Genomic DNA, 23,200 nt, shown 5'->3' with positions numbered 1-23,200 from the left:
CCCTGCGGTGTCAGCGGCGGTAGAATCGACCGAGAAGCCGTGTACCTGCGGCCCGTCACAAGGAGCGACATGAGCGACACAACCCTCTCCGTAGAGACCACCCGCGCACACGGCGTCACCCTGACCGACGCCGCAGCCACCAAGGTCAAGAACCTCCTCGAGCAGGAGGGCCGCGACGACCTGCGACTGCGCGTCGCCGTGCAGCCCGGCGGATGCTCCGGCCTCATCTACCAGCTCTACTTCGACGAGCGCTTCCTCGAGGGCGACGAGACGGTCGACTTCGACGGCGTCGAGGTCATCGTCGACAACATGAGCGTTCCGTACCTCGACGGTGCGGCGATCGACTTCAAGGACACGATCTCCGAGCAGGGGTTCACGATCGACAACCCCAACGCCGCAGGCAGCTGCGCGTGTGGAGACAGCTTCCACTGAGTCGCAGCCTGCTGTCACGGCCGTCGTCACCCCGGGGTGGCGGCGGCCGTTCCGCGTTCGGAACCTGCGTGGTTGGCATGAATCAGGTGTGAGGTTGCTCTAGACTTGGGTGTGCTCTGTTCGCGATCTGAAAGGTGCATCGTGCCCTCGAAACGCAGCCTTCGTTGGGCCGCCCTCCCTGTGGGAGTTGCGGCAGCCTTCGCCCTGGCGGGATGTACTCCCACGGAGCTGAACGGCTTCCTCCCGGGCTTCGTGGACGGTGCCCCTGCGGCCACCAACCAGACCGAGCGCGTCTCGTCGCTCTGGGTCAACTCCTGGATCGTGCTGCTCGCCGTCGGCGTCATCACCTGGGGCCTCATGGCCTGGGCCGCGATCGCCTACCGCCGCCGCAAGGGTCAGACCGGCCTGCCGGTGCAGATGCGCTACAACATGCCGATCGAGATCTTCTACACGATCGTGCCGCTCATCCTCGTGCTGGGCATGTTCTTCTTCACGGCTCGGGATCAGACCGAGATCGAGGCGAAGTGGGACGACCCCGACGTCGAGATCACGGCCATCGCCAAGCAGTGGGCGTGGGACTTCCAGTACGACGGCGAAGAGGAGGACAACTCCGACGCCGTGTGGACGATGGGTATCCAGGCTCAGCCCGACGCCGACGGCAACATCGACCAGGCGGAGCTCCCGACCCTGGTGCTGCCGGTCGACAAGAAGGTCACGATCGACCTCCAGTCGCGCGATGTCATCCACTCCTTCTGGATCATCGACTTCCTCTACAAGAAGGACATGTTCATCGGGAAGGACAACTCCTGGTCCTTCATTCCGACCCGCGAGGGCGAGTACGCCGGCAAGTGCGCCGAGCTGTGCGGTGAATACCACTCGATGATGCTGTTCAACGTGAAGGTCGTCTCGCAGGACGAGTACGACGCCTACCTCGAGTCCCTCGAGGAGAAGGGCAACACGGGCGACATCACCGACGCCTACGACCGTCTCTCCAACCTGCCCGGCATCTCCGGTCAGACCGAAACCGAGGAAGGAGAGGAGTAAGTCATGTCGACCACCGAAGCTCCTCGCACGGACGAGACACCCCGCTCCCGTCCCACCACTCTGCCGGCACGCCAGGCCGCTCTCATGAGCTCCTCGCGCGTCGAGCAGAAGGGCAACATCGTCGTCAAGTGGATCACCTCCACCGACCACAAGACCATCGGGTACATGTACCTGATCGCCTCCGTGCTGTTCTTCCTCCTCGGCGGTGTGATGGCTCTCGTCATCCGCGCCGAGCTGTTCGCGCCGGGCATGCAGATCATCCCGACGAAGGAGCAGTACAACCAGCTGTTCACGATGCACGGCACGATCATGCTGCTGATGTTCGCGACGCCGCTGTTCGCCGGCTTCGCCAACGCCATCCTGCCGCTGCAGATCGGTGCCCCCGACGTCGCGTTCCCGCGTCTGAACGCCTTCGCCTTCTGGCTCTTCCTGTTCGGCTCGACCATCGCGGTCGCCGGCTTCCTCACCCCGCAGGGTGCCGCCTCGTTCGGATGGTTCGCGTATCAGCCTCTGGCCGGTGCGTCGTTCTCGCCGGGTGCCGGTGGAAACCTCTGGATGGTGGGTCTCGGCATCTCCGGTTTCGGTACCATCCTCGGTGCCGTCAACTTCATCACGACGATCATCACGATGCGCGCCCCGGGTATGACGATGTGGCGCATGCCGATCTTCTCGTGGAACACGCTGATCACCAGCCTGCTCATCCTGATGGCGTTCCCGGTCCTCGCGGCAGCGATCTTCGCCGCCGCGGCCGACCGCATCCTCGGAGCCCACATCTACGACCCGGCCAACGGCGGCGTCCTGCTCTGGCAGCACCTGTTCTGGTTCTTCGGTCACCCCGAGGTGTACATCATCGCCCTGCCGTTCTTCGGCATCGTGTCGGAGATCTTCCCGGTCTTCAGCCGCAAGCCGATCTTCGGATACAAGACCCTGGTCTACGCGACGATCGCGATCGCCGCCCTGTCCGTGGCCGTGTGGGCCCACCACATGTATGTCACCGGCTCGGTGCTGCTGCCGTTCTTCGCCCTGATGACGATGCTCATCGCGGTGCCGACGGGTGTGAAGATCTTCAACTGGATCGGCACGCTCTGGCGAGGGTCCGTGACGTTCGAGACGCCGATGGTCTTCGCTCTCGGCTTCCTGGTCTCGTTCGTCTTCGGTGGTCTGACCGGTGTCATCCTCGCGGCTCCGCCGCTGGACTTCCACCTCAGCGACTCGTACTTCGTGGTGGCGCACTTCCACTACGTCGTCTTCGGCACCGTCGTGTTCGCGATGTTCGCCGGCTTCTACTTCTGGTGGCCGAAGTGGACGGGCCGCATGCTCAACGAGCGCCTCGGCTACGTGCACTTCTGGATGCTGTTCATTGGCTTCCACATGACGTTCCTCATCCAGCACTGGCTGGGCGTCGACGGCATGGTGCGTCGTTACGCGGACTACTCCGCTGCCGACGGCTGGACGTGGCAGAACCAGGTCTCCACGATCGGAGCGATCATCCTCGGCGCGTCGATGCTGCCGTTCTTCCTGAACGTCTGGATCACGGCGCGCAAGGCTCCGAAGGTCACGGTCAACGACCCGTGGGGCTACGGCGCTTCGCTCGAGTGGGCGACGTCCTGCCCGCCGCCCCGTCACAACTTCACGTCGATCCCGCGTATCCGCAGCGAGCGTCCCGCGTTCGACCTGAACCACCCGGAGGCGGCGGAGTTCGCAACGACCGCGCCCGGCGAGCGAGAGGCCCAGTAAGTCATGCGCGACAACGTCATCCTCTGGTGGATCCTGACCGCGTTCTTCGCCTTCATCGGCGTCGTGTACACGGGCTGGCACATCATCGCCACTCCCGACCCCGACTTCGCTTCGCGTGTCGAGTGGGTCGGCACCGTCGCGCTCTTCTTCGGGGCGTTCATGAGCGCCATGGTCGCGTTCTACCTCGACCGGACTCACAAGGCGCAGAACGGCGAGCTGCCCGAGGACATCCTGACCTCGGACATCGACGACGGCGACCCTGAGCTCGGCGAGTTCAGCCCGTGGTCCTGGTGGCCGATCGTCCTCGCGGCCTCCGCCGGCGTCTTCGTCGTCGGGCTCGCCGTCGGACACTTCCTCCTCCCGATCGGTCTCGGCATCTTCGTCGTGGCGATCGTGGGCTGGGTCTACGAGTACTACCGCGGGAACTTCGCCCGCTGAGTCCACCGCATTCAAGAAGGCCCCCGGATCATTCCGGGGGCCTTCTTCGTGCGCAGGGGGATCCGCGTCAGGCGCGGGTGCGGACCCGTGCGATGCCGGTCAGCGGATCGACGGGCCTCCGGTGCACGCCGTCCGCATCCTCGACGGGATAGCCTTCGCGCACCCAGTACTCGAATCCGCCGATCATCTCCCGCACGCGGTAGCCGAGCTTCGCGAACTCCAGGGCACCCTTCGCGCCCGCATCGCATCCGGGACTCCAGCAGTAGACGACGACATCGGCATCGGCGGGGATCTCGGCGGGCGCCCGGACGGCGATCTCGCTGTAGTGCATGTGCACGGCGCCGGAGACGCGTCCCTGTGCCCATGCCTCGTCGGAGCGCACATCGATGACGAAGAGCTCCTCTCCGGCCTTGAGCGCCGCATGGACGTCGCTGGCGTCGGTTTCGTAGGTGAGCTTGGCGGCGTAGAAGTCGGTGCGATCGATCATGCTCTCAGACTAGGTCCGGCGCGCCCCGCGTCCGCAGCGGATTCCGGTCTCGTTGCGTCCGGATGCGGTCAGCGTCGCTTCGTCACAGCAGGGCGGTCATCTGCACGCGTGCGCCGTGACGGGAGAGCCCGAGCTCCGTCTCGACACGCACCAGGTCGGCCAGGAACGGGGAGTCGGGCGACGTCTCGACGAAGCCGCAGGAGGCGTAGAAGGGCGCGTTCCAGGGCACGTCCCGGTAGGTGCGCAGCGTGATCTGCGTGTGGCCCCGGGTTCGCGCCGTGCGGAGGGCCTCGGCGACCAGGCGGCGGCCGATTCCTCGCCGCCCGGACTCCGGCAGCACCGAGAGCTGTTCGAGGTGTGCGTGACCGTCGATCTCCAGGACGTGCACGAACCCGATCACGGCGGGCGAACCGGCCGCGTGGTCCGGCTGCTCCGCCACGAGGATGAACCCGGGGAGAGCAGACCGCTCCGCCGCCGAGGCCGGGGGAGGCCAGTCCGTCGCGCCGAAGCGGTCGATGAGCAGCGCGTCAGCGGCGGCCTCGATCTCCACGAGGGTCGCCGCATCCGTGGGGCGCGCCTGGCGCACCTCGACGGGCGTCGTCATTCGGCGGCGACGGCCGCGACCGCCTCGATCTCGACGAGCTGGTCGTCGTATCCGAGCACGGTCACGCCCAGGAGCGTGTTCGGGACGTCGTGTGTCCCGAACGCCGCGTGCACCACGTCCCAGGCCGCTACGAGGTCCGCCTGGCGCGTGGAGGGGGCGTCGGCGAGCGTGCTGGAGCGGATCAGCTGGACGACGGAACTCATGGTTCGATCCTCTCATCCGTGGACGACGAATCTCCTCCGTGAACGACGAAGAAGGCCTCGTCCACGGGGGACGAGGCCTTCTTGTCAGGGGAGGGGCGGTTACTCGCCGTCCTCTTCCGACTTCTTGCGACGAGGCTTCTTCACCGGCTCGGTGGAGATCACCGTGCTGGGGGTGTTCGGCGTCTCGTCGACGTGGGTCTCATCGACGGTGAGGGGAGCGTCGGGGAACCCGGCGCGCTCGTGAGCGCCCTGGATCTCTGCCGCCTCGGTCTCGTCGTTGTGAGCCGTGACGTGGTGCTGGTGCGCATCCGCTGCCTCGACCTCGGCCTGCGTGAGCGGGGCCAGGCGGTCCTCGAAGAACCAGCGGGAGATCGCGGAGCGGAGGTTCTCCGTCCACGGGATGCGTCCCTTGGAGTTCGGGCGGACGACGAGCGGCTCGTAGGTGTCGACGTCGATGAGCTTCCAGCGGTCGTACTTGTCGACCGGCTGGTGCACCTCGATGAACTCGCCACCGGGGAGGCGGACGATGCGCCCGGACTCGAAGCCGTGCAGCACGATCTCGCGGTCCTTCTTCTGCAGCGCGATGCAGATGCGCTTGGTGACGAAGTAGGCGAGGATCGGGCCCAGGAAGAGCAGAGCCTGCAGTGTGTGGATGACGCCTTCCATCGTGAGCATGAAGTGCGTCGCGATGAGGTCGGACGATGCTGCAGCCCACAGGACCGCGTAGAACACGACGCCGGCGACGCCGATCGCGGTGCGGGTGGCAGCGTTGCGCGGGCGCTGGGCGATGTGGTGCTCGCGCTTGTCGCCCGTGACCCAGGCCTCGAGGAACGGGTAGATCGCGACGATGACGATGAACAGTCCGAGGACCAGGACCGGCGCGATGATTCCGAACGACCAGGTGTGGTCGAGGAAGACGATGTCCCAGTTCGACGGCGCCAGACGCAGCGCACCGTCCGCGAATCCGATGTACCAGTCAGGCTGGGTACCGGCGGACACGGGGGAGGGGTCGTAGGGGCCGTAGTTCCAGATCGGGTTGATCTGGAAGAACGTCGCGATCAGCACGATGGCGCCGAAGACGATGAACAGGTAGCCGCCCATCTTCGACATGTACACGGGCATCATCGGGTAGCCGACGACGTTGTCGTTCGTGCGGCCGGGGCCGGCGAACTGCGTGTGCTTGTTGACGATCATGAGCATGAGGTGCACGACGATCAGCGCGATGACGAGCATCGGCAGCAGCAGGATGTGCAGTGTGTACAGGCGCCCCACGATGTCGGTGCCGGGGAACTCGCCGCCGAACAGGAGGAACGAGGTCCACGTGCCGATCAGCGGGAGACCCTTGATCATGCCGTCGATGATGCGAAGGCCGTTGCCCGAGAGCAGGTCGTCGGGGAGCGAGTAGCCCGTGAAGCCCTCGGCCATCGCGAGGATGAAGAGGACGAAGCCGATCACCCAGTTGAGCTCGCGCGGCTTGCGGAACGCACCGGTGAAGAAGACGCGGAGCATGTGCACGCCGATGCCGGCGATGAACACGAGCGCAGCCCAGTGGTGGATCTGACGGACGAGCAGTCCGCCGCGGAGGTCGAACGAGATGTGCAGCGACGACTCGAGTGCCGCCGACATCTCGATGCCGCGCATCGGGGCGTACGCACCCGTGTAGTGCGTCTCGACCATGGACGCCTGGAAGAAGAACGTCAGGAAGGTTCCGGAGAGGAACACCACCACGAAGCTCCACAGGGCGATCTCGCCGAGCATGAACGACCAGTGGTCGGGGAAGATCTTGCGTCCGAGCTCCTTGACGAACCCGGAGAGGCTGGTGCGCTCATCGATGTAGTTCGACGCGGCACCGACGAAGCGGCCGCCGAGGGGCGCCTTGGTGTCCTTCTCGTCCTTGGACAGCGTTGCGGTGCTCAATGGCGCTCCCAGAAGCTCGGGCCGACGGGTTCGGTGAAGTCGCTGCGAGCGATCAGGTAACCCTCGTCATCGACGGTGATGGGCAGCTGCGGCAGCGGGCGGGCCGCCGGGCCGAAGATGACCTTTGCGTGGTCCGTGACGTCGAACTGCGACTGGTGGCACGGGCACAGCAGGTGGTGCGTCTGCTGCTCGTACAGCGCCACGGGGCAGCCGACGTGCGTGCAGACCTTGGAGTAGGCGACGATGCCGTCGTAGGACCAGTCCTTGCGGTCCTCGGCCTCGATCAGCTGCTCGGGGCGCAGGCGCATCATCAGCACGATGGCCTTCGCCTTCTCCTCGAGGTAACCGTCGTGGTGGCTCAGCGTCGCGAGCTCCTCCGGGATCACGTGGAACGCGGAGCCCAGCGTGACGTCCGCAGCGCGGATCGGGGTGCCGTCTGGGTCGCGGACGAGGCGCGCGCCCTTCTCCCACATGGTGTGCTTGAGCAGCGCGACCGGGTCGCCCTTGGTGGGGTCATCCGGAGTCGAGTGCGGCGCGAGACCACGGAAGAGCGTGACACCGGGGATGATCGACGCGACGATGGCCGCGAACAGGGAGTTGCGGATCATCGTGCGGCGTCCGAATCCGGACTCCTCGTTGGCGTCGGCGAAGGCCTTGATGGCGGCCTCACGCGTCGAGTCCTTGCCCCGGGTGGGGTGACGGTGCTCGATGAACTCCTTGTCCGACATCAGCGCCTTGGACCAGTGGATCGCGCCGATGCCGAGGGCCAGCAGCGCGAGCGCGATGCCGAGGCCGATGAAGAGGTTGTTCTGTCGGATGTCGATGAGCGCGCCGCTCTCGATCGGGAACAGCATGTAGGCGGCGACCGCCCAGATGCTCCCGGCCAGAGAGAGGTAGAACAGCGTGTAGACGGTGCGGACAGCGGCCTTCTCAGCGCGCGGGTCCTTGTCGGTCATCCGCTCGCGGTGCGGCGGAAGCCCGGGGTTCTGCACGGGATCGCTGACTGCGACACCCAGCCCCGGAGAGGGCTGGTAGGCCCTGTCAAGAGCCTGCGAGTCGTCGTCGTGTGCCATGGTGCTCCTCGTACGTTCCTCTTCGATGAATAAGCGTCAGTTGGACTTCGCCGTGATCCACACGGTCACGGCGACGAGCGCGCCGATACCGAAGATCCACACGAACAGGCCCTCGGAGACCGGTCCGAGCGATCCGAGCGAGAATCCGCCGATCTGCACGGACTGCTGCTGGAAGAGCAGAGCCGAGATGATGTCGCGCTTGTCCTCGTCGGACAGGTTCATGTCGCCGAAGACCGGCATGTTCTGCGGGCCGGTGACCATCGCGGCGTAGATGTGCAGCGCGCTGGTCTCGGTCAGAGCGGGGGCGTACTTGCCCTCGGTGAGCGCACCGCCGGCAGCGGCCACGTTGTGGCACATCGCGCAGTTCACGCGGAACAGCTCGGCGCCGTGCGCGACGTCGCCCTCACCGTCGAGCAGGCGCTCTTCGGGGAAGGTCGGGCCGGGGGCCTCGGACTGCACGTACGACGAGATCGCGAGGATCTGGTCCTCCGTGAACTGCGGAGCCTTCTGCGGTGCCTGCGGGCCCTGCATCTGCAGCGGCATGCGACCGGTCGACAGCTGGAACTCGGTCGCCAGCTCGCCGACGCCGTAGAGGCTCGGGCCGTTGGCGGTTCCCTGCAGGTCGAGACCGTGGCAGGTGGCGCAGTTGGCCTGGAACAGCTTCTCGCCGTCCTCGACCGTCAGCTGCGTGGACGCGGACTGCGTGTCCGATGCGGCGAAAGCCGCGGATGCGCCGGCGTACACGGCTCCGGTGATCAGGAGGCCTGCGCCGATGAGGGCGGCCGCCGCCAAAGGGCTGCGACGACCGCGGGAACGGTGCTTCTTCTCTCGTGCCATCTCAGGGATCAGCTCCGCTCTTATTTCAGGAAGTAGATAACGAGGAACAGCACGATCCAGACGACGTCGACGAAGTGCCAGTAGTAGGACACCACGATCGAGGAGGTCGCCTCCTTGTGCCGGAAGTTCTTGACGGCGTATGCGCGGCCGATGACGAGCAGGAACGCGACGAGTCCACCGGTGACGTGCAGGGCGTGGAAGCCGGTCGTCAGGTAGAACGCGGAAGCGTAGGAGTCGGCGTTGATCGGCATGCCTTCAGCGACGAGCTGCGCGTACTCCCAGACCTGGCCGGACACGAAGATCGCGCCGAGGGCGAAGGTGAGGAAGAACCACTCGACCATTCCCCAGCCGAAGAGGCGACGGCGGCCTGCGCCGTTCTTCAAGCCCTTGCCGAGCTTGTAGGGCTGCAGGTCCTCTGCCGCGAACACGCCCATCTGGCACGTGAAGGAGGAGAGCACGAGGATCGCCGTGTTGACGGCTGCGAACGGAACGTTCAGGAGCTCGGTCCGGTCGGCCCACAGCTCCGGGGAGGTGCTGCGAAGGGTGAAGTAGATCGCGAAGAGTCCCGCGAAGAACATCACCTCACTGCCGAGCCACACAATGGTGCCGACAGCTACCGGGTTGGGCCGCTTAATGGTTCTCGCCGCCGGGGCATACGTCGCTGAGGTCGTCACCCCTCCATTATGGCCGATCCCCGGGCGTGATTCTTGCACTGACGCCCCTCGATTCGCCTCTCGAGGACTTAGGGGACCCTAAGAAAACACTGCGAATACCCGGTGAATCCGCGGGAAACAGGGGGTGGTCGCGGGGCGGGCGGCGTCGCGGAAGCATCTGCACGTTTTCTCCGCGCCGATAGGATCGCACACATGGCTGATTCGCTGACCTGGTCCGACGTGCTCACCTCGCTTCTGGAGCGTCGCGATCTCAGCGTCTGGGAGTCGACCTGGGCGATGCGCAGGATCATGCAGGGTGGCGTGAGCGAGGCCCAGCTCGCAGGGTTCCTCGTCGCGCTCCGCGCCAAGGGGGAGACGATCGACGAGATCGTCGGATTCCGCGATGCGATCCTCGAAGCCGCGGTGCCTCTTCCCGTCTCGCCCGACGTGCTCGACATCGTCGGCACCGGCGGAGATCGCGTCGGCACCGTGAACGTCTCGACGACCGCCGCGATCATCATCGGCGCGACCGGGGTCCCCGTCGTCAAGCACGGCAACCGCGCCGCCAGCTCGGCCTCCGGCTCCTCGGACGTGCTCGGTGCTCTCGGCCTCGAGCTCTCGCTCGACCCCGCCTCCGTCGCCTCGATCCTCGACCGGACCGGCATCACGTTCGCGTGGGCCGGCGCATTCCACCCTGGTTTCAAGCACGCGGGTCCCGTGCGGGCGGAGCTCGGCGTGCCGACGGTGTTCAACATGCTCGGCCCGCTGTGCAACCCGGCCCGAGCGGAGGCGAACGCCGTCGGCGTCGCCCAGATCGAGCGCGTGCCGCTGATCACCGGGGTGTTCCGCACGCGCGGTGCGACCGCCCTGGTCTTCCGCGGGGACGACGGCCTGGACGAGCTGACGACGACGGGGCACAGCCGGATCTGGGAGGTCACGCGCGGAGACATCCACGAGCACGACCTCGACCCGCGGGACCTCGGCATCCCGATCGCCGACCTCTCCGACCTCATCGGCGGATCGCCGCAGCACAACGCGGAGGTCCTCCGTCGCACGCTCGAGGGCGAGACGGGAGCTGTGCGTGACATCGTGCTCCTGAACGCCGCGGCCGGCATCGTCGCCTTCGAGCTGTCGCAGGACGCGGGTCAGGTGCAGCGGCCGATCCTCGAGCGCCTCCGCGAAGGGTATGAGAAGGCGTCGGCCGCCGTTGACGACGGCCGTGCGCTGGCGAAGCTCGACCAGTGGATCAGCGTGAGCCGCGAGCTGGCGGCTCCGAAGGTGTGACCGTGGATCCCGTCGACGCGCTGCTCGAGATCGCCTCCCTGCTGGAGAGGGAGCGCGCGTCGCGGTATCGGGCGAAGGCGTTCCGCCAGGCCGCTGCCACGCTCCAGGATCTGCCGGATGACGTACGGGCCGACCCGACGAGACTGCGTGCGACCAAGGGCATCGGCGAGTCCACCTTCGCCGTGATCCGGCAGGCGCAGGCCGGTCAGGTGCCCGACTACCTCGTCGAGCTCCGCGGTGACGTGGAGCCCGAGCGTGTGTCGGAGCTCCGCTCCAAGCTCCGTGGGGACCTGCATGCGCACACCGACTGGTCGGATGGGACGACGCCCATCTCCGTCATGGCGGCGGCCGCACGTGCCCAAGGTCATGAGTATCAGGCGATCACCGACCACTCGCCGCGACTCCGCGTCGCTCGGGGCCTGTCGGCGGAGCGGCTCCGCGAGCAGATCCCGCTCGTGCGCGCCGAATCGAGCGACGGCTTCACGATGCTCGCCGGGATCGAGGTCGACATCCTCGAAGACGGATCGCTCGATCAGGAAGACGCGCTGCTCGGTGAGCTCGACATCGTCGTGGCGTCGGTGCATTCCAAGCTCCGCATGGATGCCCGTCCGATGACCGCGCGGATGCTCGCCGCCGTCGCGCACCCTCGGGTGAACGTGCTCGGTCATTGCACGGGCCGCCTCGTGCAGGGGGACCGGGGAACCCGTCCGCCGTCGCAGTTCGATGCGAAGGCCGTCTTCGCCGCGTGCGCCGAGAACGGGGTCGCCGTCGAGATCAACTCGCGACCGGAGCGACAGGATCCGCCTGACGAGCTCATCGCTATCGCGCTCGAGGCGGGCTGCCTCTTCTCGATCGACTCGGATGCGCACGCCCCCGGTCAGCTCTCCCTCCTCGACCACGGCGCCGAGCGGGCCGAGCGCGCCGGAGTCCCGGCCTCCCGGATCGTCACGACCTGGGGCCTTTCGCGCCTGCTCGCCTGGGCGGAATGATCCGCCCCTGTCGAGGCGGTCAACCGGCGGGGCTGGCCGCTTTCGAGACGGCCGCCAGCGCACGCGTCATCGAGCCGCCGAGATTCCATTTCTCGGCGAGTGCTGTGGCCGCGTCCACCTCGGCGGGGTCGAGGACGCGGAGCGGGACGTCGGGCGCGGTGATCGGCAGAGCCGTGGCGACGGCGACGACGGTCGGGGCGACGTCGAGGTAGGCGGAGGCCGCGAGGATCTTCGCCCGCACCCCGGCGCTCATGCCCTCTCCGGCTTCTGCCGCGGCGCGGATCCCCGCAAGGTCGGCGTGGGCCTGCAGCAGGGTCGCCGCCGTCTTCTCTCCGACGCCGGCGACGCCGGGGAGTCCGTCCGAGGCGTCGCCGCGCATGGTCGCGAAGTCCGCGTACTGGGAGGGGAGGACCCCGTACTTGGCGACCACGGTCGCGTCGGTGACGATCTCGAGGTTGCTCATCCCGCGCGCCGTGTAGATGACCCTGACGTCTCGGGAGTCGTCGACGAGCTGGAAGAGATCGCGATCACCGGTGACGATGTCGACGGGAATGTCGGCGTGGGTCGCGAGCGTGCCGATGACGTCATCCGCCTCATGCTCGGCGACCCCCACGATCGGGATACCGAGAGCGGTGAGCGTCTCGCGGATGAGGGGGATCTGCGCCTCGAGCGGGTCGGGCACCTCTTCGATGTCGGGTCCGCTCGCGACGACCTCGACCACGCGGTGCGTCTTGTAGCTCGGGATGAGGTCGACCCGCCACTGCGGACGCCAGTCGTCATCCCAGCAGGCGATGACGTGCGTGGGCTCGTACATCGTGACGAGCTTCGCGATGATGTCGAGCAGACCACGGGCGGCGTTGATGGGCGAGCCGTCGGGGGCCGTCACCTTGTCCGGCACGCCATAGAAGGCACGGAAGTAGAGGCTGGCGGTATCGAGCAGCATGAGACGGTCGGTCACGGCGACAGTTTGTCACGGACTCCCGACAGCGGATCGACGGGCGCGCCGCGCCCCGCGCCCGCGCCGCGCCGCGATCAGCATCCGGGTGCACCGGGATTCTCGGCGCACGTGAAAGCGACGAGCGCCGTGTGCGCTTCGAAGATGCGGATCTCGCTGTCCGGACCGTCGACCGTGAGGTCGCCAGGGACCGCGGACCACCCTGCGCCGAGATCGACCTCCGCTGCGTATCTCACGGAGACGTGGGCCAGGTATGTGCCGCGGTCTTCATAGACGTGACTCGTCGCCGTCGGAGTGAAGGAGAGCTGACCGAGCGCGGACCAGGTCCGACCGCCGTCGGCCGTCGTCGCCGTGCTGCCGTCTCCATGGACGAACGCATAGCTCGTGGGCGTGAAGCGCACGGCGATGGGAGCGCCGAAGAGCGTCCCCGTACGCGTGTGCGTCGTCGCCGTCGCGACGAAGTTCATCGGCATGCCGGCGATACCGAGGTTGCCCGGCTCGCCCGTCACGGCGATCTTCTCCGGGGCGAACTGCGCCAGATCGGTCATCGTGATGGGCCGGGCGGAGGGGGATGCCTGACCGGGCTCCGAGCGCTTCACCTCATCCGGCTCGGTGGCACGGAAGCACCCTCGCGAGCTGTTCCAGTCGTCGAGGCAGGAGTCGAAGTCGAACTCGTGTGGTGGATACCCCGGCGCCTCGGGCGCCCGAGGTGAGCCGGCGCGCGGGCCGCGCTTCCCCTCGGGGGAGTGTGTCGTCTGCGTCCCCGAGACCGTGACGCTGCGCCCGTTCGTTCCAGCAAGAAAGTCCGAGAATCCCGGTGGTGGTGTGCTGCCGCTGAGTTGCGCTGTCGCGACAAATACACATAGCAGGACTACGGTGCGGGACACTGGACCGCGTCGCTCGAGTCTGCTGAATCGACCAGAATTTCGCCTGCGTCGACTAAGAACGTGACCTCCAGCGCATAGACGTCGGGGCGATCCGGGCTCACCGCTGACGATCCATCCGGGTTGGTAATCGTGACCTGACTGACGTCCAGACACACTGCGGAGATGATTTGGTCGAATGGTGCTTCGCTGTGGACGCCTTCGAACGAAAGCACCCGAGTTAAGCCGCTGATGACCTGGCCCGTGGCGTACATCGAGGAGAAGTTCTTGCGGTCGGCGCTCTCGACGCTGCCGCTTGAGAGATCAAACAGGGACTCGAAAGTCTCGGGATTCGAGGTGTCGATGGCATTGAGCGCGTCGACGTATAGATCGAACGCTTTTTCCGCCGCGGCGAAGGCCTCCTCCTCTGAGGCGAAGGCGGCTGTCGGGGTGGGGGTCGGAACCGGGGTGGGGCCGCAGGCGGCGAGCGGGGCGGCGGCCACGAGGGTGGCGAGGATGCGGAGCAGGACGGACCGGCGCGGGGCGCGGGGCGGAGTCGGCGGAATCACCCCGTCACGGTAACTCGGTCCCGGGAGCGCCCGGATGAGTTATCCACAGGCCGGCCGCTGCGAAATCCGACTCGCTCGGGCGGTCCATCTTCTGATAGCCTGAACTGTCACTCGTGGCGTGCATGCGCGTGCCCTCGTGGCGAGAAAACCAAAATCCAACCGCTGTGAAGCATGCAGTCGGCCGTGCGCGGCCTTTGCCTCCCAGCCCGAGTCTCCATTCAACAAGGACAACCCACTACATGACTACCGCAACGACCGCCCCGGCCACCAAGCAGGTCGCCATCAACGACATCGGATCTGCTGAGGACTTCCTGGCCGCGGTCGAGAAGACCCTGAAGTTCTTCAACGACGGCGACATCATCGAAGGCACGATCGTCAAGATCGACCGCGATGAGGTCCTCCTCGATGTCGGATACAAGACCGAGGGTGTCATCCCCTCGCGCGAGCTCTCGATCAAGCACGACGTCGACCCCAACGAGGTCGTCGCCGTCGGTGACCAGGTCGAGGCCCTCGTTCTCCAGAAGGAGGACAAGGAAGGCCGTCTGATCCTCTCCAAGAAGCGTGCGCAGTACGAGCGCGCCTGGGGTGACGTCGAGAAGATCAAGGAGAACGACGGCGTCGTCACCGGTACGGTCATCGAGGTCGTCAAGGGTGGACTCATCGTCGACATCGGACTCCGTGGCTTCCTGCCCGCGTCGCTCATCGAGCTGCGCCGCGTCCGCGACCTCACTCCGTACCTCGGCCAGGAGATCGAGGCGAAGATCCTCGAGCTCGACAAGAACCGCAACAACGTCGTCCTGAGCCGCCGTGCGCTGCTCGAGCAGACGCAGTCGGAGTCGCGCACCACGTTCCTGAACAACCTGCACAAGGGTCAGGTCCGCAAGGGTGTCGTCTCGTCGATCGTCAACTTCGGTGCGTTCGTCGACCTGGGTGGCGTGGACGGCCTCGTGCACGTCTCGGAGCTGTCCTGGAAGCACATCGAGCACGCCTCCGAGGTCGTCGAGGTGGGCCAGGAGGTCACCGTCGAGATCCTCGAGGTCGACCTCGACCGCGAGCGCGTCTCCCTGTCGCTGAAGGCGACGCAGGAGGACCCGTGGCAGGTCTTCGCCCGCACCCACGCGATCGGTCAGGTCACGCCGGGTAAGGTCACCAAGCTCGTTCCGTTCGGTGCGTTCGTGCGCGTCGCAGACGGCATCGAGGGCCTGGTCCACATCTCCGAGCTCTCCAGCAAGCACGTCGAGCTGGCCGAGCAGGTCGTTTCCGTCGGCGAAGAGGTCTTCGTCAAGGTCATCGACATCGACCTCGAGCGTCGTCGCATCTCGCTGTCGCTGAAGCAGGCCAACGAGTCGGTAGACCCCAACGGCACCGAGTTCGACCCGGCCCTGTACGGCATGCTCGCCGAGTACGACGAGAACGGCGAGTACAAGTACCCGGAGGGCTTCGACGCCGAGACCGGTGCGTGGAAGGAAGGCTTCGACGCTCAGCGCGAGGCATGGGAGCAGGAGTACGCTGCGGCCCAGGCTCGCTGGGAGGCGCACAAGGCTCAGGTCGTCAAGGCGGCCGAGGCCGAGGCTGCGGCCGGAGACGACTTCGGCGGCCAGTCCTTCACCAGCGAGGCCGCCGGCGCCGGCACCCTCGCGGACGACGAGGCTCTCGCCGCTCTGCGCGAGAAGCTCTCGGGTGGCAACGCCTAAGTAACACTCGGACAAGGGCCGTCACCCCGCCTCACGGCGGGCGTGGCGGCCCTTTTCGCATACCTGCACGGGGACACGGATCCTGCGTGACGGAACATTACGGCCGCATTCGTAACATTCCATCCGCCCCGCCAGCATGGAGAAATGACCGCTCTGCTCCCTGCGCCGCGCACCGCCGTGACGTCCTCGTCCGCCGGGGCGGCTCAGGCCGTGCGGCTCGACGGCATCGAGCGGTCGTTCCCGATCGCGCAGGGCCGCCGCGATGTGCTGCGCGGGGTGGACCTCGACATCGCAGCGGGGGAGATCGTGGCCGTCGTCGGCCCCTCCGGCTGCGGGAAGTCCACGCTCCTCCGCCTCGTCGGTGGTCTCGATGCCCCCACCGGCGGACGCATCCGCCTCGACGGCACGGCTGTCGCCGACGTCGACGAGCGCACCGCGATCGCCTTCCAGGAGCCGCGGCTGCTCCCGTGGCGCACGCTCGCCCAGAACGTCGAACTCGGCCTGCCCCGCTCGACGGCACGCCGAGCGGGACGCGAGCGGGTCCGCGAGCTCCTGCAGCTGGTGGGCCTCGAGCACGCCGCCGACCAGCGGCCCCGTGAGGTCTCCGGCGGTATGGCGCAGCGCGCATCTCTCGCCAGAGCGCTCGCCCGCAACCCCGGTGTTCTGCTGCTGGACGAGCCGTTCGGCGCGCTCGACGCGCTGACACGGCTGCGGATGCACGACCTGCTGTTGGAGATCCACGCCGCCGAGCCGACGACCGTCCTGCTCGTGACGCACGACGTCGAGGAAGCCCTCTACCTCGCCGACCGCGTGCTGCTGCTGCGCACGCTCGGCGGCGACGACGAGCCCTCGATCGCCCGCACGGTCGCCGTGCCGGGCGCCCGCCCGCGGGACCGCGCCGATCGCGGCCTCGCCGACCTGCGCGCCGACCTCCTGGAAGGTCTCGGCGTCGACACCCACCACCGCACCACCGAGGAGTCCCGATGAGCACCATCACCCGCCGCATCATCCCTGCGATCGCGATCGCCGGGACGATGATGCTCGTCGCGACCGGCTGCGTGGCCGGCGAGAACGCCAAGGCCGACGACGACAACGACGCCGCGGCGAGCGGGGAGTGGTCGTCCGACACGCTGTCCATCGACTTCGCCACCTACAACCCGCTGAGCCTCGTGATCCGCGATCAGGGGATCCTCGAGGAGATCCTCGGCGACGACGTCGAGGTCGAGTGGATCCAGTCCGCCGGCTCCAACAAGGCCAACGAGCTGCTGCGATCCGGATCCGTCGACGTCGGGTCGACCGCCGGCTCCGCCGCTCTCCTGGCACGGGCCAACGGCTCGCCCATCCAGGTCATCGACATCTACTCGCAGCCGGAATGGTCGGCGATCGTCGTGGGACCGGACAGCGGCATCGCCTCGCTGGAAGACCTCAAGGGCGCCTCCGTCGCCGCCACGAAGGGCACCGACCCCTACTTCTTCCTCCTGCAGGCACTCGAAGAGGGCGGGCTCTCGCTCGCCGACGTCGAGGTGCAGAATCTCCAGCACGCCGACGGACGGGCTGCGCTCGACGGCGGCTCCGTCGACGCGTGGGCGGGCCTCGACCCCATCATGGCCGCCGCCGAGGTGGAGTCGGGCGACAAGCTCATCTACCGGAACGTCGACTTCAACACCTACGGCTTCCTCAACGCGACCGAGGACTTCGTCACGAACCACCCCGACCTCGCGCAGGCCGTCGTCGACGCGTACGAGCAGGCACGCGAGTGGGCGCTCGAGAACCCCGAGGAGACGGCGGCGCTGCTGGCTGAGGTCGCCGGGATCGACCCGGCCGTCGCCACCACGGTCATCCAGGAGCGCTCGAACCTCGACGTGAGCGGCATCCCGGGGGAGGATCAGGTCGCCGTGCTGGAGAAGATCGCCCCCGTGCTCGTCGAGTCCGGGGATGTCCAGGGCGGACAGGAATCCGTCGACAAGGCGCTCTCCACCATCGTGAACGACACCTTCGCGAAGAAGGCGGTCGGGGACGAGTGACCGACCTCGACCAGCGGGTGATCGTCCCGGCGGACTCGCGCGACGCGCTCGAGTCCGCGGCGGGACGTCGACGCCCTGCCGCCGGAGTCCGACGCTGGGGGGACCGGCCGCTCGTCCGCATCCTCGGCGGGCTGCTGCTGCCCGCTGCGATCCTGCTCACCTGGCAGATCGTCACCGCATCGGGTCTCGTCGAGCCGTACCGGCTGCCCGCACCCGCCGCCGTCTTCGAGGCCGGAGTGGAACTGGCGGAGAGCGGACAGCTGTGGACGCACATCGCGATCTCGGTGCAGCGCGTGCTGCTCGGCTTCGCCATCGGCTCGGTGATCGGCCTCGCCGTCGCGGGACTCGTCGGGCTGTCCCGGCTGGGTGACATGCTGCTCAGCCCCACGCTCGCGGCGGTCCGGGCCGTGCCCTCGCTCGCCTGGGTGCCGCTGCTGATCCTGTGGATGCAGATCGGCGAGGAGTCCAAGGTGACCCTGATCGCCATCGGAGCCTTCTTCCCGGTCTACACGACCGTGGCCTCAGCGCTGCGACACGTCGACCCGCAACTGGTCGAGGCGGGACGCTCGTTCAGCCTCCGCGGCTGGTCGCTGTTCCGCACCGTGCAACTGCCCGCGGTCGTCCCCTCGGTGGTGGCCGGTCTGCGGCTCGCGCTCGCGCAGGCCTGGCTGTTCCTCGTCGCGGCGGAGCTGATCGCGTCGTCGATGGGACTCGGGTTCCTGCTGACCGACTCGCAGAGCACGGGTCGTGTCGACCGCATCCTGCTCTCCATCGTGCTGCTCGCGCTGCTCGGCACGATCACCAACGGTGTTCTCGCACTGCTGGAGAAGTTCCTGCTGCGCCGATGGACGTGACCGACACGGAAGCGCGGCTGCAGGAGACCCGCGTCTACGAGCGGTCGAACGCGTTCCCGGATGCGAACGTCACCGGGGAGGCCTACGCGCGGGCGGCGGCCGATCCGGTCGCGTTCTGGGAGGAAGCGGCCCGCCGTCTGGAATGGGCGGAGCCGTGGCGCACCGCGCACGAGTGGGAGCCGCCGACCGACGGGGCGATCCCCGCGGCGCGGTGGTTCGTCGGCGGGAGGCTCAACGTGGCCGTGAACTGCGTCGACCGCCACGTCGAAGCCGGGCGGGGCGAGAAGGTCGCCCTGCACTTCGAGGGCGAGCCCGGCGACCGTGTCTCCGTGACCTACGCCGACCTCCAGCAGCGGGTCTCGCAGGCGGCGAACGCACTCACGGAACTCGGCATCGAGCCGGGGGACCGGGTCGTGATCTATCTCCCCGTTCTCGTCGAGACGGTCGTGATCACACTCGCCTGCGCGCGGATCGGCGCCGTGCACTCGCTGGTGTTCGGGGGCTTCTCCGCGGAGGCGGTCCGCTTCCGCCTCGAGGACACGGCCGCGAAGCTGCTCGTGACCAGCGACGGGCAGTTCCGGCGCGGGACGGCCACCGAGGTGAAGTCGACCGCCGACCTCGCTGCGGCGGGGCTCCCCGACCTCGAGCATGTGCTCGTGCTGCGTCGAACCGGGCAGGAGGTGCCGTGGACCGCGGGGCGTGACGTGTGGTGGCACGACATCGTCGACACCGCCTCGCCTCGCCACGAGGCGCAGGCGTTCGACGCCGAGCATCCGCTGTTCATCATCTACACCTCAGGGACCACGGGGAAGCCGAAGGGGCTCGTGCACACCTCGGGCGGGTACCTGACGCAGGCGAGTTGGGCGCACTGGGCGCATTTCGACGCCCGGCCCGACGACGTGCACTGGTGCACGGCCGACCTCGCTTGGGTCACGGCGCACACGTACGAGATCTACGGACCGCTGTCGAACGGCCTCACGCAGGTCATCTACGAGGGGACGCCGGACGCACCGCACCGCGAGCGTCACCTCGAGATCATCGAGCGCTACGGGGTGACGGTCTACTACACGGCTCCCACGCTGATCCGCACGTTCATGACCTGGTTCGGCTCCGCCCTCCCGGCCGGGCACGACCTCTCCACCCTGCGGCTGCTCGGCACCGTGGGCGAGGCGATCAACCCCGAGGCCTGGGTGTGGTTCCGCCGGAACTTCGGTCGTGACGAACTGCCCGTCATCGACACCTGGTGGCAGTCCGAGACCGGCGCCGCGATGATCGCGCCGCTGCCGGGTGTGACGAGCCTCAAACCCGGCTCGGCGTCCGTACCACTGCCGGGGATCGACGTCGCCGTCGTGGACGAGGACGGCGCGGAGGTGCCTCCCGGCCGGTCCGGCACGCTGGTCGTGCGTCGACCGTGGCCGGGCATGGCCCGCACCGTCTGGGGGAACCCGACGCGGTACCGGGACGCGTACTGGGCGGCCTATGCCGGCAAGGGAGAGCACGGCGGGTTCTACGTCGCCGGTGACGGGGCGACGAGGGATGCCGACGGCTACATCTGGATCCTGGGCCGCCTCGACGACGTGGTCAACGTCTCGGGCCACCGTCTGTCCACGATCGAGATCGAGTCCGCCCTCGTCGCGCACGACACCGTGGGCGAGGCCGGCTCGGCCGGGGTGTCCGATCCGGTCACGGGACAGGCCGTGGTGGCCTTCGTCACCCCGTCCGGTCGCGCGGAGGTCGCTCCGTCCGCGCTGCGTGCCCAGGTCGCCGCGGCGATCGGTCCCGTCGCGAAGCCCAAGCACATCGTGGTCGTGCCCGATCTGCCCAAGACCCGCTCCGGGAAGATCATGCGGCGACTCCTGGCGCAGCTGTGGGAGGCCGAGCAGGACCGCCGGATCGGCAGAGAGCCCCCGCCGCTCGGCGACACGACATCGCTGCAGAACCCCTGGGCCGTCGACGACATCGCCGACGTGCTCGCCGCCGCTGAACTGAGGACATCATGACGGAAGAACACCGCTTCGGGTTCCGGACCAGAGCCCTGCACGCCGGAGGAACCCCGGACGCCTCGACCGGCGCGAGGGCGGTCCCGATCTACCAGACCACGTCGTTCGTGTTCGACGATGCCGCCGATGCGGGGAACCTGTTCGCGCTGCAGAAGTACGGCAACATCTACTCCCGGATCGGCAACCCCACCGTCGCCGCGCTCGAAGAGCGTCTGGCCTCGCTCGAAGGCGGCATCGGTGCGGTCGCGACCGCCTCCGGCATGAGCGCGGAGTTCATCACGTTCGCCGCTCTCGTGGGCGCGGGCGATCACGTCGTCGCCGCCGCGCAGCTCTACGGCGGCACGGTGACGCAGCTGGACGTGACGCTGCGCCGCTTCGGTGTGGAGACCACCTTCGTCGCCTCGACGGATCCCGCGGACTTCGCGGACGCGATCCGGCCGGAGACGAAGGTCGTCTACGTCGAGATGATCGGCAACCCCTCCGGCGAGATCGCCGACATCGAGGGACTGGCCGCCGTCGCCCACGCTGCCGGTGTGCCGCTCGTCGTGGACGCGACCCTCGCCACCCCCTACCTCGCGCGTCCGCTCGAGCACGGCGCCGACATCGTCATCCACTCGGTCACGAAGTTCCTCGGCGGCCACGGCACCACCCTGGGCGGTGTCGTGATCGAGAAGGGGACGTTCGACTGGGGCAACGGCAAGTTCCCGCAGATGACCGAGCCGGTCGAGTCGTACGGCGGCATCAAGTGGTGGGACAACTTCGGCGAGTACGGCTTCCTCACCAAGCTCCGCTCCGAGCAGCTGCGCGACATCGGCCCCGCACTCAGTCCGCAGTCGGCGTTCAACCTCCTCCAGGGCATCGAGACGCTGCCGCAGCGCATCGATGCGCACCTGGCCAACGCGCGCATCGTGGCGGACTGGCTGGCCTCCGACCCGCGCGTCTCCTACGTGACCTGGGCGGGACTCGAAGGGCATCCGCACCACGAGCGCGCGGCGAAGTATCTGCCGCTGGGCCCTGGCTCGGTCTTCGCGTTCGGCGTCGCCGCCGACGACGGCCGGGCCGCGGGGGAGCGGCTCATCGAGAACCTGCAGCTGGCCTCGCACCTGGCGAACATCGGCGATGCCCGCACCCTGGTCATCCATCCCGCGTCGACCACGCACCGTCAGCTCACCGACGAGCAGCTCGTCGCGGCGGGCGTGCGCTCCGACCTGATCCGCATCTCCGTGGGATTGGAAGACCCCGACGACATCATCTGGGACCTGGACCAGGCCCTCACCACGGCGACAGGAGCGAACCGATGAGCGGGACGACCGCGGGCGATGCGTGCGAACTGCCTCCCGTGACGGATGCGGCGGCCTGCGCCCTCCCCGGGGCGGCGCCGACCGTGCCGGGGCGGACCTGGGTCGGGCCCTCCCAGCAGGAGCGGTTCGGTCTGCTCCGCCGCGCGAAGTCCGTCGCGATCGTCGGAGCGTCCAACAACCCCGCGCGGGCGTCGTACTTCGTCGCGACGTATCTGCTGTCGAGCACGGCCTACGACGTGTACCTGGTGAACCCGCGAGAGACGGAGATCCTCGGCCGGCCCGTGTACGCCTCGCTGGGCGACCTGCCCGTGCGGCCGGACATCGTCGACGTGTTCCGTCGCCACGACGACCTTCCCGGCGTCGCGCAGGAGGCGATCGAGGCCGGAGCCCGGACGCTGTGGCTGCAGCTCGGCTCGTGGAACGAGGATGCCGCGGCGATCGCCGAGGGAGCGGGGCTGTCGGTGGTGATGGACCGCTGCATCAAGATCGAACATGCGCGGTTCCACGGCGGCCTGCACCTCGCCGGGTTCGACACGGGAGTGATCAGCTCCCGGCGGCAGCTGCTGGCGAGGTGAGGGGCGTCGGCCGCCGAGCCTAGACTGGCGGCATGCCCCTCATCGCGCTCACCGGAGGCATCGCGTCCGGCAAGTCGACCATCGCGCGGCGCCTGGCCGAGCACGGCGCCGTCGTCGTGGACGCCGACCAGATCGTGCGCGACGTGCAGTCCCCGGGCTCGCCCGTGCTCGCACGGATCGCCGACACGTTCGGCGGCGCGGTGATCGCCGCGGACGGCTCGCTCGACCGGGCCGCGCTGGGGGCGACCGTGTTCGGCGACCCCGACCAGCTCGCGCAGCTGAACGCGATCGTGCACCCCGCGGTGCGGGAGGAGTCGCAGCGCCGATTCGACGCGGCTCTGGCCGCCGACCCCGACGCCGTGGTCGTGTACGACGTTCCGCTTCTGGTGGAAGCGCGCGTCGACGATCCGTGGGACGTCATCGTCGTCGCTCACGCGCCGGCAGCGATCCGCCATCGCCGTCTCGTGGAGCTGCGGGGCATGGACGAGCGGGCCGCACAGGAGCGGATCGACGCCCAGGTCTCGGACGACCGTCGACTCGCGATCGCCGACGTCGTGATCGACACCTCGGACACCATCGAGCGGACGCGCGAGCAGACCGACGCGCTCTGGGAACGGCTCAACGCACGCTGAGGGCGGACACGGCCTCGATGTCGGAGGGGCGGCAT

General features: G+C 68.1%; 23 protein-coding genes and 1 pseudogene. 14 read left to right on the top strand and 10 right to left on the bottom strand.

Annotation, left to right across the window (positions count from 1 at the left end; translation table 11 throughout):
• Positions 1 to 69 precede the first annotated feature (69 nt).
• From erpA to F6A08_RS13235, 4 genes are all read left to right on the top strand, one after another.
• The gene (erpA, locus tag F6A08_RS13250) at positions 70 to 432 is read left to right on the top strand and encodes an iron-sulfur cluster insertion protein ErpA (protein WP_017202824.1); all 363 of its coding nucleotides are present in this window, start codon (positions 70 to 72) and stop codon (positions 430 to 432) included.
• Between the two features lie 141 nt (positions 433 to 573).
• Positions 574 to 1,476 (top strand): aa3-type cytochrome oxidase subunit II, encoded by a 903-nt coding sequence (gene ctaC, locus F6A08_RS13245; protein WP_124895743.1) that lies wholly within the window; start codon positions 574 to 576, stop codon positions 1,474 to 1,476.
• A 3-nt stretch (positions 1,477 to 1,479) separates the two neighbouring features.
• On the top strand, positions 1,480 to 3,213 hold the full coding sequence (gene ctaD / locus F6A08_RS13240; RefSeq protein WP_017202822.1) for an aa3-type cytochrome oxidase subunit I: 1,734 nt from the start codon (positions 1,480 to 1,482) through the stop codon (positions 3,211 to 3,213).
• A 3-nt stretch (positions 3,214 to 3,216) separates the two neighbouring features.
• A complete protein-coding gene (locus F6A08_RS13235) occupies positions 3,217 to 3,651 on the top strand; it encodes a cytochrome c oxidase subunit 4 (protein ID WP_124895742.1) in 435 nt (144 codons plus the stop codon).
• 67 nt (positions 3,652 to 3,718) lie between these two features.
• Here F6A08_RS13235 and F6A08_RS13230 read toward each other — a convergent pair whose 3' ends face one another.
• From F6A08_RS13230 to ctaE, 7 genes and pseudogenes are all read right to left on the bottom strand, one after another.
• Positions 3,719 to 4,138, bottom strand: coding sequence for a rhodanese-like domain-containing protein (locus F6A08_RS13230; RefSeq protein WP_151459652.1), 420 nt, complete (start codon positions 4,136 to 4,138; stop codon positions 3,719 to 3,721).
• Positions 4,139 to 4,220: 82 nt separating this feature from the next.
• Positions 4,221 to 4,742 (bottom strand): GNAT family N-acetyltransferase, encoded by a 522-nt coding sequence (locus F6A08_RS13225; RefSeq protein WP_151459651.1) that lies wholly within the window; start codon positions 4,740 to 4,742, stop codon positions 4,221 to 4,223.
• A pseudogene (locus F6A08_RS13220) lies at positions 4,739 to 4,897 on the bottom strand (RidA family protein); the annotation flags it as partial. The pseudogene F6A08_RS13220 and the gene F6A08_RS13225, both read right to left, overlap by 4 nt.
• 147 nt (positions 4,898 to 5,044) lie before the next feature.
• Positions 5,045 to 6,862, bottom strand: a complete 1,818-nt coding sequence (gene qcrB, locus F6A08_RS13215) for a cytochrome bc1 complex cytochrome b subunit (RefSeq protein ID WP_017202817.1) — start codon at positions 6,860 to 6,862, stop codon at positions 5,045 to 5,047.
• Complete coding sequence (gene qcrA / locus F6A08_RS13210) at positions 6,859 to 7,935, bottom strand: cytochrome bc1 complex Rieske iron-sulfur subunit (RefSeq protein WP_017202816.1); 1,077 nt, start codon at positions 7,933 to 7,935, stop codon at positions 6,859 to 6,861. Before qcrA ends, qcrB begins: the two co-directional genes overlap by 4 nt.
• Before the next feature lie 36 nt (positions 7,936 to 7,971).
• On the bottom strand, positions 7,972 to 8,772 hold the full coding sequence (qcrC, locus tag F6A08_RS13205) for a cytochrome bc1 complex diheme cytochrome c subunit (protein ID WP_026049807.1): 801 nt from the start codon (positions 8,770 to 8,772) through the stop codon (positions 7,972 to 7,974).
• A 20-nt stretch (positions 8,773 to 8,792) separates the two neighbouring features.
• A complete protein-coding gene (ctaE, locus tag F6A08_RS13200) occupies positions 8,793 to 9,446 on the bottom strand; it encodes an aa3-type cytochrome oxidase subunit III (protein WP_026049806.1) in 654 nt (217 codons plus the stop codon).
• 192 nt (positions 9,447 to 9,638) lie between these two features.
• Between ctaE and trpD the strand changes: the two genes are divergently transcribed.
• Together trpD and F6A08_RS13190 are read left to right on the top strand one after the other, a co-directional pair.
• The gene (trpD, locus tag F6A08_RS13195; protein ID WP_017202813.1) at positions 9,639 to 10,709 is read left to right on the top strand and encodes an anthranilate phosphoribosyltransferase; all 1,071 of its coding nucleotides are present in this window, start codon (positions 9,639 to 9,641) and stop codon (positions 10,707 to 10,709) included.
• Positions 10,710 to 10,711: 2 nt separating this feature from the next.
• Positions 10,712 to 11,698 (top strand): PHP domain-containing protein, encoded by a 987-nt coding sequence (locus tag F6A08_RS13190; protein ID WP_192576764.1) that lies wholly within the window; start codon positions 10,712 to 10,714, stop codon positions 11,696 to 11,698.
• 19 nt (positions 11,699 to 11,717) lie between these two features.
• Here the strand turns inward: F6A08_RS13190 and F6A08_RS13185 are convergent, their stop codons facing one another.
• From F6A08_RS13185 to F6A08_RS13175, 3 genes are all read right to left on the bottom strand, one after another.
• On the bottom strand, positions 11,718 to 12,656 hold the full coding sequence (locus F6A08_RS13185) for a 5'-3' exonuclease (RefSeq protein ID WP_151459649.1): 939 nt from the start codon (positions 12,654 to 12,656) through the stop codon (positions 11,718 to 11,720).
• A gap of 74 nt (positions 12,657 to 12,730) precedes the next feature.
• Positions 12,731 to 13,252: a hypothetical protein gene (locus F6A08_RS13180; RefSeq protein ID WP_225855827.1), complete on the bottom strand. Its 522-nt coding sequence runs from the start codon at positions 13,250 to 13,252 to the stop codon at positions 12,731 to 12,733.
• Between the two features lie 272 nt (positions 13,253 to 13,524).
• Positions 13,525 to 14,085 carry a hypothetical protein gene (locus tag F6A08_RS13175; RefSeq protein ID WP_151459648.1) on the bottom strand — a complete coding sequence of 187 codons (561 nt, stop codon included), beginning with the start codon at positions 14,083 to 14,085 and terminating at the stop codon, positions 13,525 to 13,527.
• 239 nt (positions 14,086 to 14,324) lie between these two features.
• Between F6A08_RS13175 and rpsA the strand changes: the two genes are divergently transcribed.
• The 8 genes from rpsA to coaE all read left to right on the top strand — a co-directional run bounded on the left by rpsA (position 14,325) and on the right by coaE (position 23,165).
• Entirely contained in the window at positions 14,325 to 15,779 is a 1,455-nt protein-coding gene (gene rpsA / locus F6A08_RS13170; RefSeq protein ID WP_017202809.1) for a 30S ribosomal protein S1, read from the top strand.
• A 144-nt stretch (positions 15,780 to 15,923) separates the two neighbouring features.
• Positions 15,924 to 16,766 (top strand): ABC transporter ATP-binding protein, encoded by an 843-nt coding sequence (locus F6A08_RS13165; protein ID WP_124895738.1) that lies wholly within the window; start codon positions 15,924 to 15,926, stop codon positions 16,764 to 16,766.
• Positions 16,763 to 17,803, top strand: a complete 1,041-nt coding sequence (locus tag F6A08_RS13160; RefSeq protein WP_151459647.1) for an aliphatic sulfonate ABC transporter substrate-binding protein — start codon at positions 16,763 to 16,765, stop codon at positions 17,801 to 17,803. Before F6A08_RS13165 ends, F6A08_RS13160 begins: the two co-directional genes overlap by 4 nt.
• Complete coding sequence (locus tag F6A08_RS13155) at positions 17,800 to 18,657, top strand: ABC transporter permease (RefSeq protein WP_151459646.1); 858 nt, start codon at positions 17,800 to 17,802, stop codon at positions 18,655 to 18,657. Before F6A08_RS13160 ends, F6A08_RS13155 begins: the two co-directional genes overlap by 4 nt.
• Positions 18,648 to 20,657, top strand: coding sequence for an acetate--CoA ligase (gene acs, locus F6A08_RS13150; protein WP_151459645.1), 2,010 nt, complete (start codon positions 18,648 to 18,650; stop codon positions 20,655 to 20,657). Before F6A08_RS13155 ends, acs begins: the two co-directional genes overlap by 10 nt.
• Positions 20,654 to 21,958 carry an O-acetylhomoserine aminocarboxypropyltransferase/cysteine synthase family protein gene (locus F6A08_RS13145; RefSeq protein WP_151459644.1) on the top strand — a complete coding sequence of 435 codons (1,305 nt, stop codon included), beginning with the start codon at positions 20,654 to 20,656 and terminating at the stop codon, positions 21,956 to 21,958. The genes acs and F6A08_RS13145 overlap by 4 nt, the downstream gene beginning before the upstream one ends.
• Complete coding sequence (locus tag F6A08_RS13140; RefSeq protein WP_124895737.1) at positions 21,955 to 22,533, top strand: CoA-binding protein; 579 nt, start codon at positions 21,955 to 21,957, stop codon at positions 22,531 to 22,533. Before F6A08_RS13145 ends, F6A08_RS13140 begins: the two co-directional genes overlap by 4 nt.
• A gap of 32 nt (positions 22,534 to 22,565) precedes the next feature.
• Positions 22,566 to 23,165 carry a dephospho-CoA kinase gene (gene coaE / locus F6A08_RS13135; protein ID WP_151459643.1) on the top strand — a complete coding sequence of 200 codons (600 nt, stop codon included), beginning with the start codon at positions 22,566 to 22,568 and terminating at the stop codon, positions 23,163 to 23,165.
• The last annotated feature ends 35 nt before the right edge of the window (positions 23,166 to 23,200 follow it).

It is taken from the genome of Microbacterium algeriense (genome assembly GCF_008868005.1).
GTDB classification, from domain to species: domain Bacteria; phylum Actinomycetota; class Actinomycetes; order Actinomycetales; family Microbacteriaceae; genus Microbacterium; species Microbacterium algeriense.
Note: the sequence above shows the minus strand (reverse complement) of the source record. Positions and strands in the feature narration are given on the sequence as shown.

What these genes read in the sequence shown, in the direction of transcription:
- F6A08_RS13145 (WP_151459644.1), top strand. Translation starts at nt 20,654, where the DNA reads ATGACGGAAGAACACCGCTTCGGGTTCCGGACCAGAGCCCTGCACGCC.
- acs (WP_151459645.1), top strand. Translation starts at nt 18,648, where the DNA reads ATGGACGTGACCGACACGGAAGCGCGGCTGCAGGAGACCCGCGTCTAC.
- erpA (WP_017202824.1), top strand. Translation starts at nt 70, where the DNA reads ATGAGCGACACAACCCTCTCCGTAGAGACCACCCGCGCACACGGCGTC.
- F6A08_RS13230 (WP_151459652.1), bottom strand. Translation starts at nt 4,138, where the DNA reads ATGATCGATCGCACCGACTTCTACGCCGCCAAGCTCACCTACGAAACC.
- F6A08_RS13225 (WP_151459651.1), bottom strand. Translation starts at nt 4,742, where the DNA reads ATGACGACGCCCGTCGAGGTGCGCCAGGCGCGCCCCACGGATGCGGCG.
- F6A08_RS13165 (WP_124895738.1), top strand. Translation starts at nt 15,924, where the DNA reads ATGACCGCTCTGCTCCCTGCGCCGCGCACCGCCGTGACGTCCTCGTCC.
- F6A08_RS13235 (WP_124895742.1), top strand. Translation starts at nt 3,217, where the DNA reads ATGCGCGACAACGTCATCCTCTGGTGGATCCTGACCGCGTTCTTCGCC.
- qcrC (WP_026049807.1), bottom strand. Translation starts at nt 8,772, where the DNA reads ATGGCACGAGAGAAGAAGCACCGTTCCCGCGGTCGTCGCAGCCCTTTG.
- trpD (WP_017202813.1), top strand. Translation starts at nt 9,639, where the DNA reads ATGGCTGATTCGCTGACCTGGTCCGACGTGCTCACCTCGCTTCTGGAG.
- qcrA (WP_017202816.1), bottom strand. Translation starts at nt 7,935, where the DNA reads ATGGCACACGACGACGACTCGCAGGCTCTTGACAGGGCCTACCAGCCC.
- F6A08_RS13160 (WP_151459647.1), top strand. Translation starts at nt 16,763, where the DNA reads ATGAGCACCATCACCCGCCGCATCATCCCTGCGATCGCGATCGCCGGG.
- rpsA (WP_017202809.1), top strand. Translation starts at nt 14,325, where the DNA reads ATGACTACCGCAACGACCGCCCCGGCCACCAAGCAGGTCGCCATCAAC.
- F6A08_RS13140 (WP_124895737.1), top strand. Translation starts at nt 21,955, where the DNA reads ATGAGCGGGACGACCGCGGGCGATGCGTGCGAACTGCCTCCCGTGACG.
- coaE (WP_151459643.1), top strand. Translation starts at nt 22,566, where the DNA reads ATGCCCCTCATCGCGCTCACCGGAGGCATCGCGTCCGGCAAGTCGACC.
- ctaD (WP_017202822.1), top strand. Translation starts at nt 1,480, where the DNA reads ATGTCGACCACCGAAGCTCCTCGCACGGACGAGACACCCCGCTCCCGT.